Below are 26,180 nucleotides of genomic sequence, written 5' to 3'. Positions count from 1 at the left end.
GATAGGGGGGGGCGCCCCGGGGACTACGTTGACGCTGCCTGTCTCGCCCGGGTGCCGTCGGGCCAGGGATGGGCGTCTTCGCTGATAGGTGCTTTGCTGAAAGAGCTGCTTTTATTGCGGCTCTTTCTTTGGTTTTGGGTATATTTGTTCTTGTTGAAATGTTATTGCGGATGGGCTGGTGACTTGGCTTTCCGCTGTTCTTTGTAGCCGTCTCGGCTTTGGTTGAGAGGAGACGTTCTTTATGCGTATTGTGTTTATGGGTACGCCTGATTTTGCTGTGCCTTCGTTGACTTCGCTTGTTGAGGCTGGGAACGAGATTGCGCTTGTTGTTACTCGTCCTGATGCTGTTCGTGGGCGTGGTAAGAAGCTGGAGCCGTCTCCTGCTAAGGCTAAGGCGCTCGAGCTTGGTCTGCCTGTTGTTGAGGCTAATCGTATGACGCCTGAGGTTGTTGAGGTGCTCCAGGCTGCCCAGGCTGATATTTTCTGTGTGGCTGCTTATGGCTGTATTTTGCCTGATGAGGTGCTGCATATAGCGCCGCTTGGTATTGTGAATGTTCATGCTTCGCTACTGCCTCGTTGGCGTGGCGCTGCTCCCATTCAGCGTGCGATTCTCGCTGGTGATGAGGTTGCCGGCGTTTCCATTATGCGCATTGGACATGGCGTGGATACTGGTGCTTATTGTGCTCAGGCTTCCACGTCGGTTGCCAGTAAGCATGCTGAGGCGCTGACCATGGAGCTTGCTGAACTTGGCGGCAAATTGCTTGCCGATATGCTTCCCTCGCTTTCCGATGGCTCGGCTGTTTGGACTGAGCAGGATGAGTCGGTCGTCACTCATGCTGCCAAGATCTCCAAGCAGGAGATGCGTCTGGATCCGCAGATGGCGGTGCTTGATTGCGTGCGCCATGTGCTTGCTTCGTCCGATACCGCGCCTGCCCGTTGCGTGATTGCCGGCAAGACTGTGCGTGTGCTCGATGCTGCGCCGGCTGATGTGTCACTTGACGAGGGTCAGGTTCTTGTTAAGACCAAGCGTGTTTACCTTGGCCTTTCCGATGGCTCGGTTGAGTTGCTCGAGGTTAAGCCTGATGGCAAGCGTGCTATGGCCGCTTCTGCTTGGGCTGCTGGCTTGCAGGGTGCCGATCTTATCTGGGGTGTATTGTCATGAGCAAGCTGTCTCCCGCGCGCAAGCTTGCGCTCGATGTGCTGATGGAGGCTGATCGCCGCGGCATGTATGCGCGCGACGTGCTGTCCTCTCGCGCATCGGCCAAGGCTATTGACCAGCGCGATTCCGCTTTTGCCGCCCGCTTGGCGCTGGGTGTTGCCGCCACGCAGGGTATTTTGGACGAGCTGCTCGATCAGTTTCTCGATAAGCCCAAAAAGGTTGCGCCGCGCGTTCGCATGGCGCTTCGCATCTCGGCCTTCGAGATGCTCTATCTGCATACGCCTGGCCGCGTTGCCGTAAGTCAGGGTGTTGAGTTGGTTCGCTGCGGTGCTAAGTCTGCCGCGGGCCTGGCTAACGCGGTGCTGCATAAGGTTGCGGACAATGTTGAGGACTTTGCTACTGCGTCCGATGTGGATGAGTCTGAGCGACGCTTGGTTCGTCTGTCGCGCCTGATGGGTCTTCCGCGCTGGCTATGCGCTCGCATTATGGCGTCGTTTGACACTCCAGAGGGTGCGCTCGGCTTCGCCGGCAATCTGGCGCCCGCGCCGCTCGCTTTGCACGAGAACGCCTTTGCGACTCAGCCCGATCCATATATTTCGCAGCTTGTTGCGCCTGTGTTCCCGGGATGCCATGCCCCGGTCGATGCGCAGACCACGGTTGCGTCGGGCGTGTTTGAGCACGCTGCGGCCGTGGCGTCTGATCTCAACGCGCAGCTTATCGCCACAGCTGCCACGCGCCCTGGAAGCTGCCTTGAGATTGGTGCCGGTCGTGGCACCAAGACCTATGTGATGATGTGCCAGGCAAAACGCGCAGGGTACGACCGTCAGCACACGTCGCTCGATTTGCACGACCGCAAGTGCGACCTCAATCTCGCGCGCCTGCACAAGGCTGGTATCCAGGGCGTTCGTACCGTTTCGGGCGACGCATGCGAACTCGATGCAGTTCTTACATCGTTCGATGCCATGCTTGGGGAGCCCGCCCTGTTCGACACGGTCTTTATCGATGCTCCGTGCTCTGGTACCGGCACCATGCGCCGTCATCCCGAGATCCCGTGGCGCCTGACCGAGAACGACGTTACCACCGAGTTGCCCAAACTGCAGCTGACGATGCTCAAAGAGGCTGCCGCGCGCGTGGCTGCCGGTGGTGAACTTATCTACGCCACCTGCTCGGTCTTCGACGAGGAGAACACGCAGGTCGTGGAAGCGTTCCTGAACTCTCCCGAGGGCGCCGGTTATACCGTGGCGCCGCTCTCCGAGGCGCAGATCCTGCAGCTCCCCGAGTTCGATCAGGCCAAGAAGCTCGTTTCCGTACGTCAGAACTACCGAGGCCTCTTCCAAAGCGTACCGGTAAACGCCGACTCCTACGACGGCCACTTCTGCGCCCGCCTGGTCCGTAAGTAACTACTAAGTTGCGGTGAAATAGGGATTGAATAGCGGCTTTTACCTGCCAAACAGTCCTTATTTCACCGCAACTCAGGATTTTTCTGGGACGGGGATTAATAAATCGGCTATGAAAGTAAGCGGTTGGGTTCGGTAGGTTTCTAGTTGCATGAACCGCTCGCGGATTTAATATTGAGAGGTTAAAATGACCGATCTTAACTATGACAAGATTGACAATCCTGAAGATAAAACTCAGGGAAATGAAGAAGTTAAAAATTCTTCGATTAAAAAGCGGGTAATTATTGGTGCCGGTATTGTTGCTCTGCTTATTGCTGGTTGTGTCGTTGTTTATGCTGGTTACAATTACAAACAAGCATGTAGTGAACATAATCAGCAGGTTGAAGTTTTGTATACAAAGGCTAGCGATAGTGTTGTTGCCTTTAAAGTTGATCCTAGGCTACTAACATTTGAGCAACGTCTTGATACCATTAGAAATGCTCAAAACAATAAAGAGATGTTGAATAAAGAGATCTCTGATGACAAATTTAAGTATGCTGATGGTACTTCCCCTGATTGGACGAAGTTGCTTAATAAATACGATTCCATCATTAAAGACTGCCGTAATGCTCAAAATAATGAGTGGAATACTTCTCTAGCTGACCATGTTAATTTTGATGTAAATTCTACTGAAGATACCGACTCTCTCCAACAGCATATAAATAGCCTTAATGGCCTTCTTAATGATATTTCTAATAAAGACAACCAGAAGCTTATTTTTGAAGATGCCAAAAAGGATTCTAAGAAGTTCATTGATCAAATCAATGAACAGATCAGTCGTTATCAAACTCGTATTGATGATGTAAATAAGGCCAAGGCTGAAGATGAGGCTAAGGCTCAAGAAGGAGCAACTAAGGCTCAGCTGCAGGCTTCTCAGCAAAACAATTATTCCAGTAATTCTGGTAGTAATTATTCTGGCGGTAGCGGCTATTCTGATGGCTCCTCTAATAGTGGTTATTCTGGCGGCTCCTCTAACGGCGGCGGCAAAATAGTCATTAAAACCATGGACGTTTATGACGAAAATGGTAACTATGTTGGATCGACTCATTGGTATAGCGATGGTACCTGTGATGATCCCTATTCTGCCGGTATGGGCGGATTTTAAATTATGCTAATTATTAAAAATTAATTAGCTACCTATAGCGCTAAGAAACAGCCCCGCGATTGGTGTCGGTCGCGGGGCTGATTGGTTTCTAGTGGTTATGCGGGCAGTTGGCGCAGCAGCCGCTTGTGGCGCTGGTGCTGGAGCCGCCGCTGCGCTGGTCGGTGTTGTAGAAACCGCTGCCGTCGAACTTGATGCCGCTGGCCGAGAACGTCTTGGATGCCGGAGCGCCGCAGCTGGGGCACACGACCTCGGGACTCTCGGACATGGGATGCTCAACCTCAAACACGTTGCCGCAGCTCGAGCACTTGTAATCGTAGCGCGCCATAATACTTCCTTTTCAGCACAAAGCGGGCAGATTACTCTGCCCGCAAAAATTCAAACGTCTGTAACTGTACCCTATATCGGGCGTTTTATCACGCTTCGCCCCAGAATCTATGCGTGTTGCGCAGGAGCTGTGCGGTTTTGCCCTCAGCGGCCGCAACGTCGGCCTCGTCAGCCTGCCAGGTCCAGTTGCCCGTGGCCACGCCCGGTACGTTCATGCGCGCGTCGTCGCTCAGCCCCAGGACATCCTGCAGCGGCATCATCACCAGGGGAGCGTCGCTTGCCAGCGCGTCGCTCATCAGCTTGGCTGCCACCTCAACACCGCTCGGCTCGTCGCCGCCCGCAAAGGAGCGCGTGCACCAACCCGCGAGCGTCGACGTGTCGTGCGTCGAGGTGTACAGGATCTTTCCTGGCGTAGGGTGCACGCCGCTACGGACATCGTAGTCGCTAAACTCCAGCACGTCCATGCCGGGGAAGCCGCAGGTCGAGGCCATGGCGCGAACGCCGGGCGTCAGGTAGCCCAGGTCCTCGGCGATAAAGTTGAGCGGCCCCAGCTCGTCATAGGCGGTCTGGAACAGGTCCTTGCCCGGGCCTGCCAGCCAACGCCCGTCGGCGCAGGCCTTACCCGTGGGAATGCTAAAGTAGCTGTGGAAGCCCAGGAAGTGATCCAAGCGCACGCGGTCGTAGAGCGAAAACGCACGACGTAGGCGATCCATCCACCAGCTATAGCCGTTCTGCTTCATGTGGTCCCAGCGGAACGTCGGGTTGCCCCACACCTGACCCTCGGGTGCAAAGTTGTCGGGTGGCGCACCGGAGATCTCGATTGCCTTGCCGGTATCGGACAGCCAGAAGTTCTCGGGTTCGCTCCACGCATCTGCCGAATCGTCGGACACGTACATAGGAATATCGCCGATGACCTCGATGCCCTTCTTGTGTGCATAGTTCATGAGCTCGCACCAAGCCAGGTCAAAGCGGTACTGCATGTACGCCTGAAGCTCGGCCTCGTCGTGGAAGCGCTTGTCGTCGATCAGATGCTCGTTGTAGCGCGCGACATCTGCCGGCCAATCGTGGCGCGACTCGCCCTCAAAGTACTTCTTAACGGCCATGTAGACGCAGTATTTCTCGAGCCAATCGGCATTTCGATGTTTAAACGCGGTGTACAGCGGATCGGCATCCTCGCCGCCGCGGGCCTTCCAAGTCTCAAAGTCGGCGGCAAGCTCCTCGTGGCTCTCGGGCAGTAGGTCGATATTGCCTGCAAAGGCCGAAGGACCGGCGTAAGGAGAGCGGAAGAAGTCCGTGGGGTTGACGGGGAGAACCTGCCAGTAGCGCATGCCCATGGCGGCCAGATGGTCGATAAAGCGACGCGTGGGCGCGCCGATTGTACCGGGCTTGCCGTCGTCGGTGGGCACCGAGGTGATATGGCACACAACACCCGCGCCGTGATCGAGCGGCTCCTGCAGGCGCTGCTCTGCATGGTGATAGATAATCGACGAGCCCAGCGGATACAGATCGAGCGTGACCGTACCGTTGTGGATCTCGCGCTCGTGACCGCTAATCACATCGCTCGCGCATTCGTCGAGCGCCGGAATCGTCACGCGGTGCGAATTGCGCAGACTACGGTTAATGATAACCGTCGCGGACTCGCCATCCCTGCCCGTGCGGTTGTATGCCAGCACCTCGTCGTTGAGCGCGAAGGCCTTGATCTCGCCGTCGATCATAAACGGCAGTGCGCGGCGTACGGCGGAGGCGTTTTTGACAATAGCCAGCGTGTCGAAGTCGTGCAGTTGGTCCTTGGTCGGCAGGGTGCGGCGGTTGCCCGGATCGGTTAGACCCTCCAGGCCGTATTCGTCGCCGTAGTAGATCGAAGGCACGCCGGGGAAGGTCATCTGCATGAGCGTGGCGAGCCAAAAACGGCTCTTGGCCAGGCCCATCGAGTTCTCGTCCAGGCGCCATTTGCTGCGCTCGCACTCGGGCAGCTGCGACTCGTCGGGGCCGCCGCCGAGCACCGAGATAATGCGCGGACGGTCGTGGCTCGAAAGCAGATTAAGTGCGCAGGACAGGGCCTCACGGGGATAGTTCTCGCGCAGGGTTTCGATTTCCTCGGCTGCCTGGTAGGCGTTCTTGTAGCCCATCAAAAAGCCGATGACCATGTCGCGGAAGGGGTAATCCATAGCAGAGTCCAACTCGGAGCCCTGTAGGTAGCGACGCAGATGGCCGTAGCTGATCTTGTTGGAGGCGTCTTCCCAGACTTCGCCGAGCAACAGTGCATCAGGCTTCTCGGCAAGTACGGCCTTCTTGATCTCGGCCAGGAAGTCGTCGGAAAGCTCGTCAGCGACGTCCAGGCGCCAGCCATGAGCGCCGGCACGTAGCCATTTACGGATCACGCCGTCCTTGCCCAGAAGCCGCTCGCGTACCAGCTCGGAGCTCTCATTGATGGCGGGCATGTTGCCCACGCCCCACCAGCAGTCGTACGAGCCGTCCTCGTGGAAATAAAACGCATCGCGCCACGGCGAGTCCTCGCTCTGCCACGCGCCCACGCCGGGGTAGTTGCCGTAGCGGTTGAAATAGATGGAGTCGTCACCCGTATGGTTAAAGACGCCGTCCAGGATGATGGAGATGCCCAGCTTCTCGGCTGCCTGGCACAGCTCGGTAAAATCCTGCTCGGTGCCCAGGATTGGGTCGATCTTGGTGTAGTCGGCCGTGTCGTAGCGGTGGTTGCTCGCGGCCTCAAAGATGGGGTTGAGGTAGATGGCCGTAAAGCCCAGCTCGGCGATGCGGGGCAGGTCATTTTGGATACCCTTGAGCGAGCCGCCGTAAAAGTCCCAGGTCTTGATGGATCCGTCCTCGGCACGCTCGTACACGGGCGGCTCGTTCCAGTCCTCGACCATGCGGCGCTGGATTCCGTTGCGTGGCTTTTCGACTTCGGCCAGCGTGCGCTCGCGCCAGTTTTCGTCGCGAGCATAGCGATCGGGGAAGATCTGGTAGACCATACCGCACTCGTACCAGGTGGGACGGTTCTCGCGGTGCTTGTAGACGGTGACCTGGAACGACGGCACTTCGGCGTAGTCGTAGGTTACGCCCTCGCCGCCGGTGCGACCTTGCGGCGCGCCTAGGCGAACCTCGGGCTGGCCCTCGATATTGCAGATAAAGCTGTACCAGATAAGACAGGGCTCGGTACACTCAAGCTCTACGGAAAATATGCCGTCGCCTTCATGCGTCATGGGATACCGAGACTCGCCGATCTCATCGACCCAAGTGCGCAGGGTGAGCGTTGCCTGGTTGGGGTCGGCATCCTCCAAGATCACCGAGAGCGAAACGGAAGTGCCAGTGGTCACAGCGCCAAACGGAGTGCGAAACTGCGGCAGGCGGCTGTTGTGTATCAATCTCATAGTACGGTCCAGTTCAATAGAATCATGGCCTGCTGGCCATGGGCTTTACGCACAGGATGTAAGTATATCTGTTGTACACAGGCTGTATAAACAACATCCGTTTACCATCGGCGAACGGTTGTCCTAGAAAATCGTTTTACCAACTATCCACAGAGAAGGGGCGCCCGGTTGGAGCGCCCCTTACTTATGGTTTGATGAGGTTTTGGATCGTCTGTGGGCTAGCGGCGCTTGCGGGTGGCCGTTGCCTTGCGGACGGACGTCTTCTTGGACGGCGCTTTTTTCTCGGTCGCGGCGGCGGGGGAGACCGGGGGCTCCTTGGCGGGTTCGACCTTAGGCTCGGCCTTTGCCGTAGCCTTCGGAGCGGTCTTCGGTGCCGGCTTGGGCTTTGCCTCGGGCTTGGGCTCCTCTTTGACGGCGGCGGGCTTAGCCTCTACCTTGGCAGCTGCGGCCTTGGTCGTGGACTTCTTGGCCGTCGTCGTTGCGCGCTTGCGCGTGGTGGTCTTGGCGGTCGGCTTGGCCTCGACAGCTGCCTTGGCCTTAGGCTCGGCGGCTGCCTCCTTAACCTTGACGGCGGGCTTTGTGGCAGCCTTCGGAGCGGCCTTGGTCGCAGTAGCCTTGGCGGCCGTCGACTTCGTTGCCGTGGTCTTCTTGGCAGCTGTTACCTTCTTGGCGGTCGTGGTCGCCTTCTTGGCAGCGGTCTTTGCCGGAGCCTTGGCGGCCGGCTTGGCCTCAGCGATCTCGGCCTTTACCTCAGGAGCGACCTCGGGTTCGGCGGCCTTCTTGGCAGCGGCGGTCGTGCGCTTGCGCGCGGTCGTTGTCTTGGCAGCGGTGGTCTTGCTCGCAGCGGCCTTCGTGGTCGTGGCCTTCTTCGCCGTCGTCTTACGAGTCGCGGTCTTCTTAGCTGCGGGCTTTACAGCAGGCTTGACCTCGACCTCTGCCTTGGGAGCAACCTCAGCCTTCACCTCAGGCTCGGCCTTTGCGGGCTCAGCCTCAACAGACTTCTCCTCGGCCTTGGGCTCCTCGGCGGCCACCGGCTCAGCAACAGCCTCAGGCTCGTCGACAACAGCCGCTGGCCTCTCAATCTCCGGATGCATAAAGAAGTACAGGTCCAGATACTTGTCGGCCGAGCGCGTCCAGCTAAAGTCCTGGCTCATGGCCTGCGTGACCAGCTGGTTCCAGGCATCGCGGTTGTCCCAGAACAGGCGTGCCGCACGGAACACGGCGTCGCCCATCTCGTCGCCGTTAAAGTTGGTAAACGAGAAGCCCGTGCCTTCGCCGGTAAACTCGTTATACGGAATCACCGTGTCCTTCAGGCCACCGGTCTCGCGCACGATGGGCAGGGTGCCGTAGCGCATGGCGATGATCTGCGACAGGCCGCAGGGCTCAAACTTCGAAGGCATCAGGAACATATCGGCGGCGGCATACATACGCTGCGACAGCGCGGGATCGAACTCGATGCGCGCGGCCATGGTGCCGGGGTACTTGTCCTGGAAGTAGCGCAGGCCGTCTTCGTAGTCGCGGTCGCCGGTGCCCAGCACAGCCACCTGCACGCCGCCGGCCAGAATGCGGTCGAGCGCGTACATGACCAGGTCCATGCCCTTCTGGCGCGTCAGGCGCGTGACCATTACCATGAGCGGACGATCGTCACGAACCTCGAGCCCCAGCTCCTCCTGCAGCCTGGCCTTGCACACGGCCTTGCCCGCGCGGTCGTCGACCGTGTAGTTGGCGGCAATGCGCTTGTCGGTCGCCGGGTCAAAGCCCGCGACGTCGATGCCATTCAAAATGCCCTGCAGCGCATACGAACGCTCGCGCAGCACGCCGTCCAGGCCCTCGCCAAACTCGGGCGTCTGGATCTCGTTGGCATAGGTGGGGCTCACCGTGGTGATGGCATCGGCATAGCGCAGCGCGCCCAGCATGTAGTTGATGCTGCAGGCGTCGCAACGCAGCTGCGAGGCGGCCGCCGGAATGTGCGCCACGCCCAGGATGTCCTCCATCACGGTGTCGCTAAACTGGCCCTGGAACGCCACGTTGTGGATCGAGAACACGGTCTTGACGCGGTCGTACAGCGGCAGGCCCTGGTAGAACTCGCGCAAGAACACGGGCGCCAGTGCCGTCTGCCAGTCATTGCAGTGCAGGATGTCACACTCAAAGCCGGCTGGCAGGTGCTGCAGGCTCTCGGTGATGGCCTTGGAGAAAAACGCAAAGCGCTCGCCGTCATCAAAGAAGCCGTACGGATAGTCGCGTGCAAAGTAGCGCTCGTTGTCGATGAACATATAGGTGACGCCGTCGTGCTCGAGCTTCTCGAGCCCGCAGTACTCATTGCGCCAGCCCAGGCTCACGTAAAAGTCGGAGAAGTGCTCCATCTGCGCCTTGTACTCGTCCTTGATGGTGGCGTACTTGGGCACCATCACGATAACCTCTGCGCCGGCGCGCACAAGCGCCGCAGGCAGCGAGCCCGCCACGTCACCCAGGCCACCGGTCTTTACAAACGGTGCGCACTCGGCCGAGGCAAACACGATCTGCATCTTTTTGCTGGAATCTGCCATATTGTCTCCCATGTTGCAATTCGAGAATAGCCGCCTGGCACAAACCGGGCGGCTATTCTACATGTTACGAGCGATGTTGCGGTGCCAACGTTAACGTACGATGGTGGTGTCGGAAGTTAACGGAGCCTTGCCCAGCACCAGGATGTTCTCGGGTGTGCCGCGAAGCTCGGTGTTGGTGGGGACCACGTTGTTCTTGTCCAGAATGGCGTTCTCGACGCGGGCGCCGCTCTTGATGATGCAGCTCTGGTTGATGATCGAGTTGGTCACCGAAGCGCCTTCCTCGACCACGACGCCGCGCGACAGGATCGAGTTGCGCACGGTGCCCTTGATGATGCAGCCGGCCGAGATGATCGAGTTGCACGCGTGGCTGCCGGTCGCATAGCGCGAAGGCGGCACGTCGTGAGCCTTGGTCAGGATCGGGCGCTCGGGGTCAAAGAGCTGGTCGGCCACGGTCTGGTCGAGCAGGTCCATGCTGCGGCGATACAGCGACTTTTCGCTAAACACGCCCACGAACTCGCCCTTGTACTCGTAGCTGCACACGTCGATGTTGCCAAAGTCGCCCTGGAGTGCCTCGAGCAGGTCCAGATAGTCGGCGGCCTGGTAGTGGTCGATGATCTCGAGCAGCGTCTCGCGGTTGACGATGCAGCAGTCCATGGAGGCGTTGTCGCCGTACGCGACGCCGGCGCTCACGCCCGTCAGGCGGCCGTTCTCATTAATCTCGAGTTTGGTCTCGTCATCGACATTGCGCGTGGCCTTGCAGTACACCACGGTCATCTGGGCACCGGAGTTCTCGTGCGCCTCGATGATGGTGTTGAGGTCCATGTTAAAGATGATGTTGGTGCCCATCATCACGACATAGGGATTCTCCGAGCGCTGGAACAGCGTCTTGTTGGAGATGATGTCGCGCAGCAGGAAGCGCATGCCGCCCTTGGTGGTGCCATATGCGTTGCCGGGCACCATGAACAGGCCGCCCTTCTTGCGGTCCAGGCCCCAGTCCTTGCCCGAGCCCACGTGGTCGATCAGCGAGCGGTAGTTGCCCGGCATGACGACACCGACGGTCTTGATGCCGGCATTCATCATGTTGGACAGCGGAAAGTCGATCAGGCGGTAGCGGCCCAAAAACGGAACGGACGCGATGGGGCGGTTCTTGAGCAGGACGCTGCCGTAGGTCGAAGAGTAGTTAGCGGTGATGTAACCGATGGCCTTGCGATTGATCATCGGATCATTCCCCCTTCCCGATAACGACGTCATTTCCAACGACGGCCGTATCCTTGGTGGTATCGACAGAGCCGAGCTTCACGCCCTCTTCGACCGTGGAGTTCTCGCCCAAAATAGCGCGGCAGATGTGCGCGCCGCTCTTAACGTGCGCACCCGGCAGCAGCACGGAGTCCTCGACCACGGCGCGCTCCTCGATGATGACATCGGTCGAAAGGATCGAGTGGCGAGCGGTGCCGTAGATCTTGCAGCCGTTGGAGACCAGGCAGTCGTCCAGGCGGCCGTCCGGTCCAATGTAGTGCGGCGGACGCGTGGTGATGTTGGACATGATGGGGAAGTTCTTGTCAAACAGATCGAACTCGGGGTTGTTGCCCAGCAGGTCCATCGAGGTCTCGTGGAAGCTGGCGATGGTGCCGACGTCCTTCCAAAAGCCGTGGAACTCGTAGCTGTACAGGCGCTTGTTCTCCCCGAGCAGCTTGGGGATGATGTCCTTGCCAAAGTCGTGGCTCGAGCGCTGGTCCAGAGCGTCCTCCTCGAGCGCCTCGATCAGCACGTCGGCCGAGAAGATGTAGATGCCCATGGAAGCGAGGTTCGAATCGGGCTTCTCGGGCTTCTCGGTAAACTTGGTGATGCGGCCGTCCTCGGGATCGGTGGTCAGGATGCCAAAGCGGCTGGCCTCCTCCCACGGCACGGGCATAACGCTCACCGTGAGGTCGGCGTTGTTCTCAATGTGCGTCTTGAGCATCTTGCGGTAGTCCATGCGATACAGATGGTCGCCCGAAAGAATCAGGACGTACTTGGGGTCGTTGGCCTTGATATAGTCGAGGTTCTGCGTAATGGCGTCGGCCGTGCCCGCATACCAGGCGCCACCGGTCTGCGTCTCGTACGGCGGCAGGATCGACACGCCGCCGTCGCGGCTGTCCAGATCCCACGCCTCGCCGGAGCCCACGTAGGCATGCAGCAGGTAGGGACGGTACTGCGTCAGAACGCCCACCGTGTCGATGCCCGAGTTGGAGCAGTTGGACAGCGAAAAGTCGATAATGCGGAACTTGCCACCAAAGCTAACCGCCGGCTTTGCGATCTTTTGGGTGAGTGCCCCCAATCGGCTGCCCTGTCCTCCTGCGAGGAGCATCGCGATGCATTCTTTCTTACTCATCGATTTCTCCTTCTGTCATCGATGTTCCTAAACCCATTAGCGACGGGCGCGGCGCTCGGTCGCGCCCGTCGAGTAATGCCGTGCGGCAAAGGGAGCTCGCGCGCCTTTACGCGTGCCAGATCTCGTCGCGGTACTCGCGAATGGTGCGGTCGCTCGAGAACCAGCCGGAGGAGGCGGTGTTGAGCAGGGCCTTGCGGTTCCAGGTCTCCTGGTCGCCATAGCTGCCGGTGAGCTTTTCCCATGCATCCACATAGCTGCGGAAGTCTGCCATGACCAGGTCGGGGTCGTTGTTGTTCATGAGCTCGTTGTAGATGCTCTCGAAGTTGCCCGAAAGACCCGCAAAGGTGTTGTCCTTGAGCTCGTCCATCACGCGGCCCAGACGCTCGCGATCGTTGTTGAGCGTATCCCACGCAAAGTAGCTGTTCGACGCCCAGAGCTGCTCGACCTCGGGTGCGGTCAGGCCAAAGATGGCCTCGTTCTCGCGGCCGGCCAGGTCGGCGATCTCGATGTTGGCGCCGTCGAGGGTTCCCAGCGTAATGGCGCCGTTCATCATGAGCTTCATGTTGGACGTGCCCGAGGCCTCCTTGCCGGCCGTGGAGATCTGCTCCGAGATCTCGGCGGCGGGGTAGATGAGCTGGGCGTTGCTCACGCGGAAGTTGGGGATAAAGCATACCTTCATGACCTCGTTGACGCGGGCGTCGTTGTTGATGACCTCGGCCACGGAGTTAATGAGGCGGATGGTCTCCTTGGCAAAGGTATAGCTCGAGGCAGCCTTGCCGCTAAAGATGAAGGTCGTCGGCGTCACGTGGAAGTTGGGATCGGCAATGCGACGGTTGTAGATGTCCATCACCTTCATGATGTTCATGAGCTGGCGCTTGTAGGCGTGGAAACGCTTCACCTGAACATCGAAGACGGTGTTGGGGTCAATGACCAGACCGGTCTCGGCCTTGACGTAAGCGGCCAGACGCTCCTTGTTGGCGCGCTTGGAGGCACCCACGGCCTTTAGGAACTCGGAGTCGTTCTGGAACTCTTTGAGCTTCTCCAGCTCAAAGGCGTCCTTAAGCCAGCCGTCGCCAATGGCCTCGGTCACGAGCTTGGCATAGGTGGGGTTGGCCTCGGCAAAGAAGCGACGGTGCGAGATGCCGTTGGTCTTGTTGTTGAACTTCTCGGGCGTCAGGGCATAGAAGTCCTTGAGCACGATGTTCTTGATGATGTCGGAGTGGATCTTGGCCACGCCGTTGACGCTGTGGCTGCAGATCACGGACAGGTTGGCCATGCGAATCTCGCCATCCCACAGGATGGCGGTCTGGCGCAGACGCTCCTGCCAGCCCTCCTGCGTGGTGTCGAACGACTCGTGCCAACGACGGCTGATCTCGTCGATGATCTGGTACACGCGGGGGAGCAGCTTGGAGAACGTGCCGATGGGCCACTTCTCCAGAGCCTCGGGCAGGATGGTGTGGTTGGTGTAGCTCACGACCTGCGTCACGATGTTCCAGGCGTCATCCCACTCGAGCTTCTTCTCGTCAATGAGGATGCGCATGAGCTCGGGGCCGCACATGGCGGGGTGCGTGTCGTTGGTGTGAATGGCCACAAACTGCGGCAGCAGTTCCCAGTTCTCGCCGTGCTCCTTCTCAAAGGTGTCGAGCAGGCTGTAGATGCCGGCCGAAACGAACAGGTACTCCTGCTTCAGGCGCAGCAGACGACCGTGCTCGCCGGCGTCGTTGGGGTAGAGGATAGCGCTGATGGCCTCGGCCTCGGCGCGCTCGGCGTCGGCCAGGGCGTAGTCGCCGCGGTTGAAGGCCTCCAGGTCAAAGTGCTCCTCGACCGGCTCGGCAGCCCAGACGCGCAGCTTGTTGACGGTCTCGCCGGCATAGCCCACCACGGGGATGTCATAAGGGACGGCCAGGATGTCCTGCGTGTCCACCGTGCGGTAGAACGTGCGGCCGTTCTCCTCAAAGCCCTCAACATGGCCACCAAACTTGATGGTCACGGCCTTGTCCTGACGGCGGACCTCCCAGGGGTAGCCGTGGGTGAGCCACTCGTCGGTGGCCTCGACCTGGCTGCCGTTGACGATCTCCTGCTTAAACAGGCCGTAGCGGTAGCGCATGCCGTTGCCGTAGCCGGCAATGCCCTCGGCTGCCATGGAATCCAAGAAGCAAGCGGCCAGACGGCCCAGGCCACCGTTGCCCAGCGCCGGATCGGGCTCCTGGTTCTCGATGACGGACAGGTCAAAGCCCATGTCGTCGAGCGCCTCGGCGACCATGTCGCGCACGCCAAAGTTGAGCAGGTAGTTGTCGAGCAGGCGGCCGATCAAAAACTCAATCGAGAAGTAGTACACGCGCTTCTTGCCCTCGGCGGTCACACGGGCGTCACTCTTGGTGGCAACGGTGCGTGCCTTCTCGGCCACGAGCTTGGCCAGGGCGTTAAAGCGGTCAAGGTCGCTGGCGGCCTCGACGCTCTTGCCGCTAATGCTCATGACGGCATCGCGATAGAGCTCGGTAAACTCCTGCTTGTTGTCGAAGATCTTATTCATACGTTCCTTTCCCCCGGGGATGTTTCTCCCGGAACGGTTATGACTTATATCCTACGCCACGTCGGGGCGGGTAATTACAGCTGTAACGGCTTTGTTACGCATCCTTGGTAGACGACTTAACAGCGCCTGTCTTGGCCTTGGAGGCAGCCTTTTTGGCGGCTGACTTCTTGGTCGTGGCGGTCTTGGCAGCCTTGGTTGCCTTCGCCTTAGCAGGAGCCTTCTTGGCGGCCGCGGGCTTCGGCTTCACCGAGGACGTGCGCTTTTTGGGCGCAGCCTTGGGCTCCTCGACCACGGGCGGCTTATAGCTGCTGGGACCGCGGCGCTTAAGCACCACGCCTGCCAGGCCGGGAACCTTAATCTCAATAGAGTCCATCTGCCCGTTCCAGGGATAGGGCTCGCTCGAGCAGGTGTAGGGCTCCTCACCGGCGTATCCGCTGCCGCCAAACTCGGGACGGTCGGAGTCGAAGATGACCTCCCAGTCACCCTCGCGTGGCACGCCCACGCGGAAGCTCTCGTAGCTCGCCGGGTCAAAGTTGATCAGGATGACTAGGTCGTCGTCGATGTCCTCGCCCTGGCGCACAAAGCTCACGATGGACTGCTTTGAGTTGTCCGCATCGATCCAGGTAAAGCCGTCGTCGGTGTAGCCGCGCTCGTACAAGGCGGGCTCGGCGGTGTACAGGTGATTGAGCGCCTTAATGAACGCCTGATGATGACGGTGGGTCTCGTACTCCTCGGTCAGGAACCACTGGATGGACTCGTAGTAGCGCCACTCGATAAACTGGCCGATCTCGTTGCCCATAAAGTTGAGCTTGGCACCGGGATGCGTCATCTGGTAGAAGGCCAGCGTGCGCAGGCCGGCAAACTGGCGCCACCAGTCGCCCGGCATGCGGCCGATGAGCGAGCACTTGCCGTGCACGACCTCGTCGTGGCTCAGCGGGCAGATGAAGTTCTCGGTAAAGGCATACATGATGGAGAACGTGAGCAGCCCGTGGTTGCCGGGGCGCCACGGAAAATCGGTCTGCATGTAGTGCAGGGTGTCGTTCATCCAGCCCATGTCCCACTTGTAGTGGAAGCCCAGGCCGCCGTCCTGCGGCGGGTAGGTCACGAGCGGCCACGCGGTGGACTCCTCGGCCATCATCATCACGTCGGGGTAGTGGGCCTCCACGGCGCAGTTGACCTGGCGGATAAACGCGCTGGCGTCCAGGTCCTCCTCGGTACCGTACTTGTTGAACTTCTTTTGGCCGGGATCGTCGATGCCAAAGTTGAGGTACAGCATGCTGGACACGCCGTCCATGCGAATGCCGTCCACGTGGAAGTTCTCGAGCCAATACAGCACGTTGGAGACCAGGAAGGAGCGGACCTCGCCGCGGGCGAAATCGAACTTATGCGTGCCCCAGTTGGGGTGAATCTCGTGCTCAAACAGCATATGGCCGTTAAAGGTGGCAAGGCCGTGGGAGTCGGCGCAAAAACCGCCGGGCACCCAGTCCATGATCACTCCAATACCCGCCTCGTGGCATGCATCGATAAAGTGCATGAGCTGCTGCGGGTTGCCGTAGCGTGACGTGGCGGCGTAGTAACCGGTCGTCTGATAGCCCCAGGAGCCATCGAAGGGGTGCTCCATAAGCGGCATGACCTCGATATGCGTATATCCCATGTCGCGCACGTAGTCCACGAGCTCCACCGACAGGTCGTCGTAAGTGTAGAACTCGCCGCGCTGTGCGGGGAAGGGATCCATGGGGCCGGGGTAGTTGCCATATTCGTCCGGCTCGCCCTGCGGCGCATCGCCGTGGCGCTTCCACGAGCCAATATGCACCTCGTAGATGTTAAGGGGCTGTGACATGTGGTTATGGCTGGCGCGGCGCTTGAGCCAAGCCGCGTCGTTCCACTGGTAGCCATCGAGGGTCCACAGCACGCTGGCCGTACCCGGAGGGCACTCGGCCTTAAAGGCGTACGGATCGGCCTTGTAGAGCTTTTCGCCCTCGTTGGTCTCGATGAGATACTTATAGAGTTGGCCCTGCTCGGCGCCAGGAATAAAGCCTTCCCAAATAGCGCTCGTATGCAGTGGCACCAGCGGGTTGGCTTGTTCATCCCAGTCGTTAAATTCGCCAATGACGTGAACGCTCTTTACGTCGGGCGCCCAAACGCAAAAACGCCAGCCGCGCGTACGGTTCTGCGTGTCGGGGTGCGCGCCCATCTTTTCCCAGCTGCGCTCCCACATGCCAATGCCAAACAGATAGACATCGTCCTTGGAAAGCTCCGGTGCGTGCGGGGCGGCCTTACGGGTAGCGGGCTTTTTGGTTGCTGGCTTTAGCTTTGTATCGCTCACGTTTGATCCCATCATGACGCGGCAGCGTGTTGCCTTGGTGACTAGATGCGAAAGGTCCAAGGCTGCACGAATCGAAGGGACGGCGATAGTTCTATGATTCGTTCCACCTCGCGTGCTCGGTGGAACTTTCGGCAGAAACTACGATAACACCTGTACGTTACTTTTATGAAGGAAAGTGGTTTTAGGGCGGCGTTTAATCGGTAAGCGCCATGTTTAGACCACTGGCAGAATTGCCGTGGTAAAACTCTTGACAGTTTTACCAATTAGGGTTTCAAGATTGTTAGTCTGACGTTTGGTAAAACGTTTTTAGCAGGATGTTTACCATTTGACATCGAAAGGTTCGTTTATGTCCCAGACCGCCGCTCCCAATGTCGCTTTTATTTTCGATTGCGACGGCACGCTGGTTAATAGCACCCCCGTTTGGGCCTATGCCCAGCCCGAGTTATTGCACCGCCACGGAGTTGACGTGACGGTCGACGATTTTGCCCAGTTTGAACATTTGTCGCTCGAGGATGAGTGCCAGGCCTACCACGACACCTGGGGCATTGGAGCGAATGGCGAGGAGCTGTATCGCGAGCTGGGCGAGATTTTGATCGATGGCTACTCTAAGGTGCCGCCACGCGAGGGGCTCCTGGCATTTTTGGAGCAGGCGAAGGCCGCCGGCATTGCCATGTGCGTGGCTACGTCCACGCCGGCCGAGCTGGTGAAGTCTGCGCTAGCGGGAGCCGGGCTCGACGCGTACATGGAGTTTGTTACCACGACGGGTGAGGCAGGACGCTCCAAACAGTTCCCCGACGTATACGAGCTGGCGCTGCGCCGTCTGGAGGAGCACCATGGGCATCAGTTTGAGCGCGCATGGGTGTTTGAGGATGCGGTCTTTGGCCTTAAGAGCTCCGGCGCCGCCGGCTTTAACCGCGTGGGCATCTATGATCCGCACGGCCGCATGAAGCGCGACGACGTACGCGCCAGCTGCGATATCTTTATCGACAGCTACGAGGAGCTGGATCTGGCCCGCGTGCTTTCGTTTGAGGAATAGGCGAGGGCTGTGGCTTGCAAGGTATTAGTGGTCTGCGGCTCGCCCGTAGTGGCGAGCGCGGATCTGTTGCGTAGGCTAGCAGGGGAGTGCGACCACGTTGTCGCCGTGGACCGCGGACTCGACGCACTGTTGGGCTCCGGCCTGGGCTGCGAAGTATATGTAGGGGACGCCGATACGGTAAGCGAAGCCGGTCGCGCTCTTGTTGATGCCGCTGAGGACTTTGAAGTTGAGTGCCACGACCCGTACAAGGACTATACCGACCTAGCACTGGCGCTCGATTCCGTCCGCCGTCGCTGGCCGGGTGCCGAAGTGGTTGCAACCTGCGCCACCGGCGGCCGTCCGGACATGGCGCTTTCCGTACTGGGGTTGCTTGCAGGCTACGATGACGGCCCAGTTTGGATTGCCGAGGACAAGGTGGTCGCCCGCATCCTTCGCGCAGGCGAATCGTGGACCATCGAAGGCGCCGAGGGCAAAACTTTCTCAATCATCGCCATTGCCCCTGGGACGGTAGTAAGCGAACACGGTCTAGAGTGGGAACTAGAACACGCCCCGTTGGGCTTGTTAGCCGACACGGGCATTAGCAACATAGTAAGATCCACCGCAAAGATAACCGTCCACCAAGGAACTGCAATAGCGTATTTGTTACGTGAGGGTTTTATCGGGACGGTGGGTTAATTGACTGATTTTGCCAAAGTCAAAATCAGTCAATTCAGCCCCGTCCCAGGAAAACCCGTAAGAAAAAGTTTCAACAAAAACCTCTTGCATCAAGCAAAACATTCCCCTATAGTACTACCTCGTCACGGGGGCGTAGCTCAGCTGGGAGAGCGCTTGACTGGCAGTCAAGAGGTCAGGGGTTCGATTCCCCTCGTCTCCACCATCGTGAATGTAAAGGCCTTCGGACTCCCGAAGGCCTTTTTTCATGCCATAACACCACACGCCACAAATCCCACCTACGCCAACAAAAAGTTGCACAATTTATTTCCCATGTCTGTACATAGTTTGTTAGACAAACGCGATTACCAGTACGCCTCGCTGGTCAATTCGGGCTTCAGGATCACCCTTAATCACCGCTCGCACCCCAATAACCTGCGCCAACGTGAACAACATCCCAAAACAACCCCCTTAAGCACGTCAAATGAATGATATGTTGTCCAACGCAGCCCAAATCAGTTTCACTAACAGCTTGTGCTAGGATACCTAACGTTACATGAGTTCAACTGTGCTCGCGGCTCCAGCGAGTCACAAAGCGCAGGGTCGATCAGCATCCGGCCGTAACGGCGGTGCCAGAAACACCACGAGCTCCAATAAATAAGTCATGCGACGTTGTTTATTTGTATTGAGTTTATTCTAAAATGCAAATAAGTATTAGATCGCATGCAAATACGTAGCAGTTCTTCAGCTGTTTGCGTGCGGTCCAGTTTTGAAATTACTTGACCGGCTCGCACGCAGTCAGCTGAGGTTGCAGGCATTCTTGCGATACGTGCTTGTGATCTCAGCGCTGCTTTTATACATACCGTTCACGGTGGGGCAGAGCCACGTGCTTGTCTGACTGGGCTCAGGGTTTGAATATGGAGCGCCTTCGCGCACAAGCGCCCTGGCGAAGCCATACCCAAACCCCGTGAGCCACACGTAAGACAGCAAGGGGGTGGTGCTCGTGTGGTATGTGATCCAGGTCATTAACGGTCGCGAAGACGTAATGCGCGAGCGCATCGAGCGTTTGGTGCCGGCTGGCGCCATGCAGGAGCTCTTTTATCCCCAATTTCAAACCGAGATCAAAGTACACGGCGAATGGGTCAATACGACCAAGTCGCTTTTTCCCGGTTATCTGATCTGCGATACGGCAGATCCCCGCACCGTGCAACAGTATTTGCTGCGCATGGACGACTTTGCCCGGGTGCTTTCCCAGGACGGTCAGTTTGTGCCGCTGGCAAAAGAAGAGACCCAGCTCATTGGCAGCTTTACGCATAGGGGAGACCGCGTAGTGCCCATGAGCGAGGCCTTAAAGGACGGCGACCAGGTCGTAGTGACGGCAGGTCCGCTTCTGGGCCACGAAGGCCTTATCAAAACCATTAACAGACGCAAGAGCACTGCTTATTTGGAGCTCGACTTATGCGGCCGACGCGTAACTACCCGCGTTGGCCTTGCCGTGCTTTCGGCCGAGCAGCGCGTAATGCGAAACCTTAAAAAGGCGATCGCTTAGCTTCGGTCGACTGTTTATCGTGACAGGGAGGATCCCCGGGAGCGGGGACGTAGGTTTGAAGGAAATAGTGTCAGACAAATCTGAATATTCAGAAGGAGCGCCGGCAGGGGCCGCGCTGGTTGCTCAGGCAATGAGCGGTGGCGACGCGAGCATGCGCTACAAGGCCATGCAGGCCGTGAAGGACTGGGACCGCACACGCCTGGCCTACCGCACGCTCAAGCGCGCCTTCGACATCGTGTTCAGCGGCTGCGTGCTGGCGGTCATCGCCATTCCGAGCCTGGTACTCGCCGCGGCCATTCGCCTGGAGAGCGAGGGCAACCCGTTCTACAGCCAGATCCGCGTGGGGCAGACCCACCGCGACGGCAGCCTGTCCACCTTCCGCATGTGGAAGTTCCGCTCCATGTACAGGGACGCCGACGAGCGCCTCGCCGAGCTCAAGGGGCAGAACGAGATCGCCGGCGCCATGTTCAAGATGAGGGACGACCCGCGCGTCACCAAGATCGGCAGGTTCATCCGCAAGCACTCCATCGACGAGTTCCCGCAGTTCCTGAACGTGTTCTTGGGTCAGATGTCCGTCGTGGGACCTCGCCCGCCGCTGCCCAATGAGGTCGCGGAGTACACCGAGTTCGACCTGCAGCGCCTGGCCGTGAAGCCCGGGATAACCGGCTGGTGGCAGGTGACCGACCGCAACGATACCGACTTTGACGGCATGGTCCGCCGCGATCTTGAGTACATCGCCAAGCGCGGTGTGGCCACCGACCTGAAGATCGTGGCGCTCACGGTCGTCGAAATGATAACGGGGGGGGGTGCCTGCTAGAGGCATCTCCCGAGACTTTTCCGATGGCGGGGTGCTAGCCCATGCCTAGGAAACCTACGGGGACCCTCTTCTACCGCATATGCAAGAGAACGTTCGACATAGCCTTCAGCGCCGGATGCACCGCGGTGCTGGCGATTCCCATGACCTGTGTCTGCGCCGCGATATGCGCGGAGTCACCGGGTTGCCCGGTCTACACACAGGAGCGCGTGGGCAGGGGAGGCCGGGTGATCCGCGTGCTTAAGCTTCGCAGCATGGTTCTCGATGCAAACGACGTGCGCAAGTACCTGAGCCCCGAGCAGCTGCACCAGTGGGAGGTGGAGCGCAAGGTCGACAACGACCCGCGCATCACCAAGGTGGGCCGGTTCATCCGAAAGTGCTCCATCGACGAGGTGCCACAGTTCCTCAACGTGCTAAAGGGAGACCTGTCAGTGATTGGCCCGCGCCCCATCACGCGCGACGAGCTCGACCAGCACTTCTCCGAAGAGGAGAAGGCGGAGCTGCTGAGCGTCACCCCGGGCATCACGGGCCTGTGGCAGGCCACCGACCGCAACGCCGCGACCTTCGAGAGCGGCCTGCGCCAGAAGATTGAACTCCACTACGTGCGGAACAGGTGCTTCCGCATGGACTGGAGATGTTTTACCGGCACTTTCGGTGCAATGTTTGGAAAGAAAAGGACAGGACGTTGAGAATTCTAATGGTCTGCCAGCATTATTGGCCGGAACATTTTCAGATAACCGAGATATGCGAGGAGCTTGTACGGCGCGGCCACCAAGTGACTGCGCTTGTTGGTATTCCTAACTATCCAAAGGGCGTTGTGCCCGAGGAATACATGCACGGCAAGAACCGCCAGCAGGTTCGAAACGGCGTCAACATTATTCGCGTGGAGGAAATTCCCAGGAAGTCCGGAATCAGAGGACTTGCGAAGAACTACATCAGCTACATGCGGGAGGCCGATAAAAAGATTGGTAAACTTCCGGGCGATTTCGACGTGATATTCGCGTATCAGCTGTCTCCTGTTCTTATGTCCGAACCCGCCATGCGAATGAAAAAACGAACCGGCATCCCCGTGTTCCTTTATTGCGCCGACATCTGGCCTGATGCAATCAAGGCGATGCTACCCGACAAGTTCAACTTCGCGTTGCCACTTATTAAGGCTATGAGCTCGAAGATTTACCGTCAGGCAAACGTTAGCGCGACAAATGCCAGCTCCTATGTCGATTACTTTGATCAGGAGTTCGGAATCAGCCGAGATAAGGTATTTTACCTGCCGCAATACGCCGAGGATTCATACCTGGACATGGACCTTACCGCGCGTCCTTCGGATAAGGTGCGTTTCTTGATTATGGGCAACATAGGCAAGCTTCAGTACATGCCATGCGTGCTAGAGGCCGTGAACTCGCTTAAGCACCGCGATGATTTCGAGCTGCACATTGTAGGTGACGGTTCCGCCATGCCGTACTGCAAACAGTATGTTGCTGAACACGAGCTGCAAAAGCATGTCGTGTTCCACGGGCGTCGTCCGTACGAGGAGATGCCGAACTACTATCGCAACGCTGATTGCTGTTTGCTTACGCTTAATGTTCCCGGAGCCCCTGGAATCAATTCGACGCTTCCCAGTCGCCTGCAAGGTTTCATGGCTGCTGGCAAGCCGATTCTTGCCTCTATCGACGGTTCCGCAGCGCAGGTAATCAACGATTCTGGGTGCGGCAAGGCGGTTCCTGCCGGCGATGCTGAAGGCCTGGCGAAGCTCATGAAGGTTTTTCTGGATAACTCCGACTCCTATGCATCCTGCGGTGCGAATGGCCGCACTTACTACAAGGCCAATTTCACCAAACAACGGTTTATGAACGAGATCGAAAAGCTACTCGTTTTGACGATGAAAGGCGCGCAATAGATGACTAACACTTCTACTTTCAAAGACAAGACCCTCATGATCACCGGCGGCACCGGCTCGTTCGGCAACACCGTGCTCAAGCACTTCATGGACACCGACCTGGCCGAGATCCGCATCTTCTCGCGCGACGAGAAGAAGCAGGACGACATGCGCCACCGCCTGCAGGAGAGGTCCCCCGAGCTCGCCTCCAAGGTGCGCTTCTTCATCGGCGACGTCCGCAACGCCCAGAGCGTGCGCGACGCCATGCACGGCGTGGACTACATCTTCCACGCCGCCGCCCTCAAACAGGTGCCCTCCTGCGAGTTCTTCCCCATGGAGGCCGTGCGCACCAACGTCATCGGCACGGACAACGTCCTGCACGCCGCCATCGAGGAGGGCGTGGACCGCGTCGTGTGCCTGTCCACGGACAAGGCGGCATACCCCATCAACGCCATGGGCAAGTCCAAGGCCATGATGGAGTCCATCATCTACGCCAACGCCCGCAACGGCGCCGGCCGCACCACCATCTGCTGCACCCGCTACGGCAACGTCATGTGCTCGCGCGGCAGCGTCATCCCGCTGTTCATCGACCGCATCCGCAAGGGCGAGCCGCTCACCGTGACCGACCCCAACATGACCCGCTTCCTCATGAACCTGGACGAGGCCGTGGACCTGGTGCAGTTCGCCTTCGAGCACGCCAACCCCGGCGACCTGTTCATCCAGAAGGCGCCGGCGTCGACCATCGGCGACCTCGCCGAGGCCGTGCAGGAGGTCTTCGGCCGTGTGGGCACCCAGGTGATCGGCACCCGCCACGGCGAGAAGCTCTTCGAGACCCTCATGACCCGCGAGGAGCGCCTGCGCGCCGAGGACATGGGCGGCTACTACCGCGTCGCCTGCGACTCGCGCGACCTGAACTACGACAAGTTTTTCGTTGAAGGTGAGGTCCATACTCAGGCAGACGACGCATATACGAGCCATAATACCGAACGTCTCGATCTACAGGGAACGATTGCCAAGATCAAGTCTGCCGAGTATGTACAGCTTGCGCTTGAGGGCCGTGAGTACGAGGCGGTGCAATAATCTTGCGGTTTCTTGTACTTGGGGCCTCCGGAATGGCAGGCCACCTAATTTCTTTATATCTGAAGGAAGCCGGTCATTCCGTTACGGGGTTCTCTCGTCACGATCTTCAGTTTCTAGATTCACAAATTATCGGTGACGCAACAGATGTTGATACCCTTAAGCAGATTGATTGGAATGGCTACGATGTAGTTGTTAACTGCATTGGCGTATTAAACAAAGCCGCTGAAACGAATCCAAACGCCTCGTGGCTCAACGGTGAACTTTCGCATTTTCTTGCTGACGTGACTGCCGACTTGCCAACGCGCGTTTTTCATATGAGTACCGACTGCGTGTTTGCTGGCAACACGGGTCCCTACACTGAGTGGAGCAAGCCTGATGGGGGGAGCGCCTACGACCGGACCAAAGCCGCGGGCGAACTCGATGATGAAAAGAACTTGACGTTCCGCAACTCCATTGTCGGGCCAGACATTAATCCCAACGGCATAGGGCTTCTCAACTGGTTTATGAAGCAGAATGGACCTATTAAGGGCTTCACGGGGGCAATTTGGACTGGACTCACCACCCTCGAACTGGCGAAAGCGATGGAGCATGAGGCGCGCGAAGAAGCACACGGCTTGGTGAACATGGTTCCCGAGGGGCCCATCAACAAATATGAACTTCTCCAGCTGTTTAATCGGGATCTTCGCGGTGAAACCGTTGAGATATTTCCCGATGCGGGCCTGCAGCTAGATAAGACGCTCGTACGCACCAACTTCAAGCCAACCTACCGTCCTAAATCTTATCCAGAGCAGGTGCACGAGATGGCTGGTTGGATAAGGGATCACAAGGAGCTCTACCCCCACTACGAGGTGATATAGATATGAGCAAGCTAAAACTAATGGTGGTTATGGGCACCCGCCCGGAAATCATCAAGTTGTCCGAAATCGTGCGCAAAGCCGATAAGTACTTCGACCTCTCTATCGTGCATACAGGGCAGAATTACGACTATGAACTGAATAAAGTATTCTTCGATGACCTCGGCATTCGAGAGCCCGATCACTATTTAGGCGTGGTCGGCGACGACCTTGGCCAGACTATGGGCAATGTGATTTCTAAATCTTATAAGCTCTTTTCTGAAGAGCGTCCTGATGCAATTTTGGTTCTGGGCGACACAAACTCATGCCTTTGCGTGATTTCCGCAAAACGCCTGAAGATTCCCGTATTCCACATGGAGGCCGGCAACCGATGCAAGGATGAGAACCTGCCCGAGGAGGTCATCCGACGTGTGGTAGACGTGACGAGTGACGTGAATCTTTGCTATTCCGAGCATGCGCGCCGATATATCCTTGATACCGGTGTAAAGCCGGAGAACACATACGTTGTGGGTAGTCCCATGGCAGAGGTTCTTGATCGCTGCATGGCGAACATCGAATCATCTACGGTGCTCAAAGAACTTGGTTTGGAAAGCGGCAGGTACATCCTACTCTCTGCCCATCGTGAGGAAAATATCGACATCGAGGATAACTTCTTCAGCTTGATGAATGCTGTCAATGCGATGGCAGAGAAATACGATGTTCCGGTACTTTATAGCTGCCATCCGCGGAGCGCCAAGATGATAGAGCATCTTGGTTTTAAGTTTGATAGTCGAGTTATCCAACATAAGCCCCTTGGATTCTTTGACTATAACCAGCTTCAGAGAAATGCCCTGTGCGTCGTTTCCGACTCGGGAACACTTCCTGAGGAAGCATCTTATTTCAGGTTCCCTGCGGTAAGCGTGCGAACGTCTACCGAGCGTCCCGAAGCTATGGACGCTGGCGTGTTTTGCGTTGGATCCATTACCGCTGAGCAGGTTCTTCAAGCGGTCGATCTTGCTGTTACGATGCATACCAATGGTGATGATGGCATAGAGGTCCCTGCCTACGCCGACCGCAACGTTGCCGTGAAGGTGATAAAGCTCGTTCAGAGCTACACCGGCATTATAAATAAGATGGTGTGGAGGAAGCAGTAGC

Annotated in this window: 19 protein-coding genes and 1 tRNA gene; 13 read left to right on the top strand and 7 right to left on the bottom strand. The window is 58.1% G+C overall.

What is annotated here, in order from left to right:
- Positions 1–241 precede the first annotated feature (241 nt).
- From fmt to DWX63_RS11085, 3 genes are all read left to right on the top strand, one after another.
- Positions 242–1,162 (top strand): methionyl-tRNA formyltransferase, encoded by a 921-nt coding sequence (gene fmt, locus DWX63_RS00340; protein WP_117842448.1) that lies wholly within the window; start codon positions 242–244, stop codon positions 1,160–1,162.
- On the top strand, positions 1,159–2,559 hold the full coding sequence (locus DWX63_RS00335; protein ID WP_117842447.1) for an RsmB/NOP family class I SAM-dependent RNA methyltransferase: 1,401 nt from the start codon (positions 1,159–1,161) through the stop codon (positions 2,557–2,559). The genes fmt and DWX63_RS00335 overlap by 4 nt, the downstream gene beginning before the upstream one ends.
- A 184-nt stretch (positions 2,560–2,743) precedes the next feature.
- The gene (locus tag DWX63_RS11085; RefSeq protein ID WP_147336041.1) at positions 2,744–3,700 is read left to right on the top strand and encodes a hypothetical protein; all 957 of its coding nucleotides are present in this window, start codon (positions 2,744–2,746) and stop codon (positions 3,698–3,700) included.
- An 88-nt stretch (positions 3,701–3,788) separates the two neighbouring features.
- On the opposite strand, the gene DWX63_RS00325 is transcribed toward DWX63_RS11085, so the two are convergent.
- The 7 genes from DWX63_RS00325 to glgB all read right to left on the bottom strand — a co-directional run bounded on the left by DWX63_RS00325 (position 3,789) and on the right by glgB (position 17,201).
- Positions 3,789–4,025, bottom strand: a complete 237-nt coding sequence (locus DWX63_RS00325; protein ID WP_117842445.1) for an FmdB family zinc ribbon protein — start codon at positions 4,023–4,025, stop codon at positions 3,789–3,791.
- Positions 4,026–4,113: 88 nt separating this feature from the next.
- Positions 4,114–7,410 carry a 4-alpha-glucanotransferase gene (locus DWX63_RS00320; RefSeq protein WP_117842444.1) on the bottom strand — a complete coding sequence of 1,099 codons (3,297 nt, stop codon included), beginning with the start codon at positions 7,408–7,410 and terminating at the stop codon, positions 4,114–4,116.
- 218 nt (positions 7,411–7,628) lie between these two features.
- Positions 7,629–9,956 carry a glycogen synthase GlgA gene (gene glgA / locus DWX63_RS00315; RefSeq protein ID WP_199411047.1) on the bottom strand — a complete coding sequence of 776 codons (2,328 nt, stop codon included), beginning with the start codon at positions 9,954–9,956 and terminating at the stop codon, positions 7,629–7,631.
- A gap of 90 nt (positions 9,957–10,046) precedes the next feature.
- Complete coding sequence (glgD, locus tag DWX63_RS00310; protein ID WP_117842443.1) at positions 10,047–11,174, bottom strand: glucose-1-phosphate adenylyltransferase subunit GlgD; 1,128 nt, start codon at positions 11,172–11,174, stop codon at positions 10,047–10,049.
- A gap of 4 nt (positions 11,175–11,178) precedes the next feature.
- Positions 11,179–12,327, bottom strand: coding sequence for a glucose-1-phosphate adenylyltransferase (locus tag DWX63_RS00305; RefSeq protein WP_035138263.1), 1,149 nt, complete (start codon positions 12,325–12,327; stop codon positions 11,179–11,181).
- A 106-nt stretch (positions 12,328–12,433) separates the two neighbouring features.
- On the bottom strand, positions 12,434–14,860 hold the full coding sequence (locus tag DWX63_RS00300) for a glycogen/starch/alpha-glucan phosphorylase (RefSeq protein ID WP_117842442.1): 2,427 nt from the start codon (positions 14,858–14,860) through the stop codon (positions 12,434–12,436).
- Between the two features lie 94 nt (positions 14,861–14,954).
- Positions 14,955–17,201: a 1,4-alpha-glucan branching protein GlgB gene (gene glgB, locus DWX63_RS00295; RefSeq protein ID WP_117842441.1), complete on the bottom strand. Its 2,247-nt coding sequence runs from the start codon at positions 17,199–17,201 to the stop codon at positions 14,955–14,957.
- 331 nt (positions 17,202–17,532) lie between these two features.
- On the opposite strand from glgB, the gene DWX63_RS00290 reads away from it, so the two are divergent.
- The 10 genes from DWX63_RS00290 to wecB all read left to right on the top strand — a co-directional run bounded on the left by DWX63_RS00290 (position 17,533) and on the right by wecB (position 26,179).
- Positions 17,533–18,222, top strand: a complete 690-nt coding sequence (locus DWX63_RS00290) for an HAD family phosphatase (RefSeq protein ID WP_117842440.1) — start codon at positions 17,533–17,535, stop codon at positions 18,220–18,222.
- Between the two features lie 9 nt (positions 18,223–18,231).
- On the top strand, positions 18,232–18,897 hold the full coding sequence (locus DWX63_RS00285) for a thiamine diphosphokinase (RefSeq protein WP_117842439.1): 666 nt from the start codon (positions 18,232–18,234) through the stop codon (positions 18,895–18,897).
- Between the two features lie 126 nt (positions 18,898–19,023).
- Positions 19,024–19,099, top strand: a tRNA-Ala gene (locus tag DWX63_RS00280).
- Between the two features lie 777 nt (positions 19,100–19,876).
- Entirely contained in the window at positions 19,877–20,422 is a 546-nt protein-coding gene (gene loaP / locus DWX63_RS00275; RefSeq protein WP_233514416.1) for an antiterminator LoaP, read from the top strand.
- A 67-nt stretch (positions 20,423–20,489) separates the two neighbouring features.
- The gene (locus tag DWX63_RS00270) at positions 20,490–21,239 is read left to right on the top strand and encodes a sugar transferase (RefSeq protein WP_233514415.1); all 750 of its coding nucleotides are present in this window, start codon (positions 20,490–20,492) and stop codon (positions 21,237–21,239) included.
- A gap of 41 nt (positions 21,240–21,280) precedes the next feature.
- A complete protein-coding gene (locus tag DWX63_RS00265) occupies positions 21,281–21,925 on the top strand; it encodes a sugar transferase (protein WP_117842436.1) in 645 nt (214 codons plus the stop codon).
- Between the two features lie 8 nt (positions 21,926–21,933).
- The gene (locus DWX63_RS00260; RefSeq protein WP_158559571.1) at positions 21,934–23,133 is read left to right on the top strand and encodes a glycosyltransferase family 4 protein; all 1,200 of its coding nucleotides are present in this window, start codon (positions 21,934–21,936) and stop codon (positions 23,131–23,133) included.
- Positions 23,134–24,192 carry a polysaccharide biosynthesis protein gene (locus tag DWX63_RS00255; RefSeq protein WP_117842434.1) on the top strand — a complete coding sequence of 353 codons (1,059 nt, stop codon included), beginning with the start codon at positions 23,134–23,136 and terminating at the stop codon, positions 24,190–24,192. It begins immediately after the preceding gene.
- Between the two features lie 2 nt (positions 24,193–24,194).
- Positions 24,195–25,049: a sugar nucleotide-binding protein gene (locus DWX63_RS00250; RefSeq protein ID WP_117842433.1), complete on the top strand. Its 855-nt coding sequence runs from the start codon at positions 24,195–24,197 to the stop codon at positions 25,047–25,049.
- 2 nt (positions 25,050–25,051) lie between these two features.
- A complete protein-coding gene (gene wecB / locus DWX63_RS00245; RefSeq protein WP_117842432.1) occupies positions 25,052–26,179 on the top strand; it encodes a non-hydrolyzing UDP-N-acetylglucosamine 2-epimerase in 1,128 nt (375 codons plus the stop codon).
- The last annotated feature ends 1 nt before the right edge of the window (position 26,180 follow it).

The organism is Collinsella sp. AF20-14LB (assembly GCF_003459505.1).
In the GTDB taxonomy this organism is placed as follows: Bacteria; Actinomycetota; Coriobacteriia; order Coriobacteriales; family Coriobacteriaceae; genus Collinsella.
The sequence above is the reverse complement of the archived record's forward strand: the minus strand, read 5'-3'. Positions and strand labels throughout refer to the sequence as shown.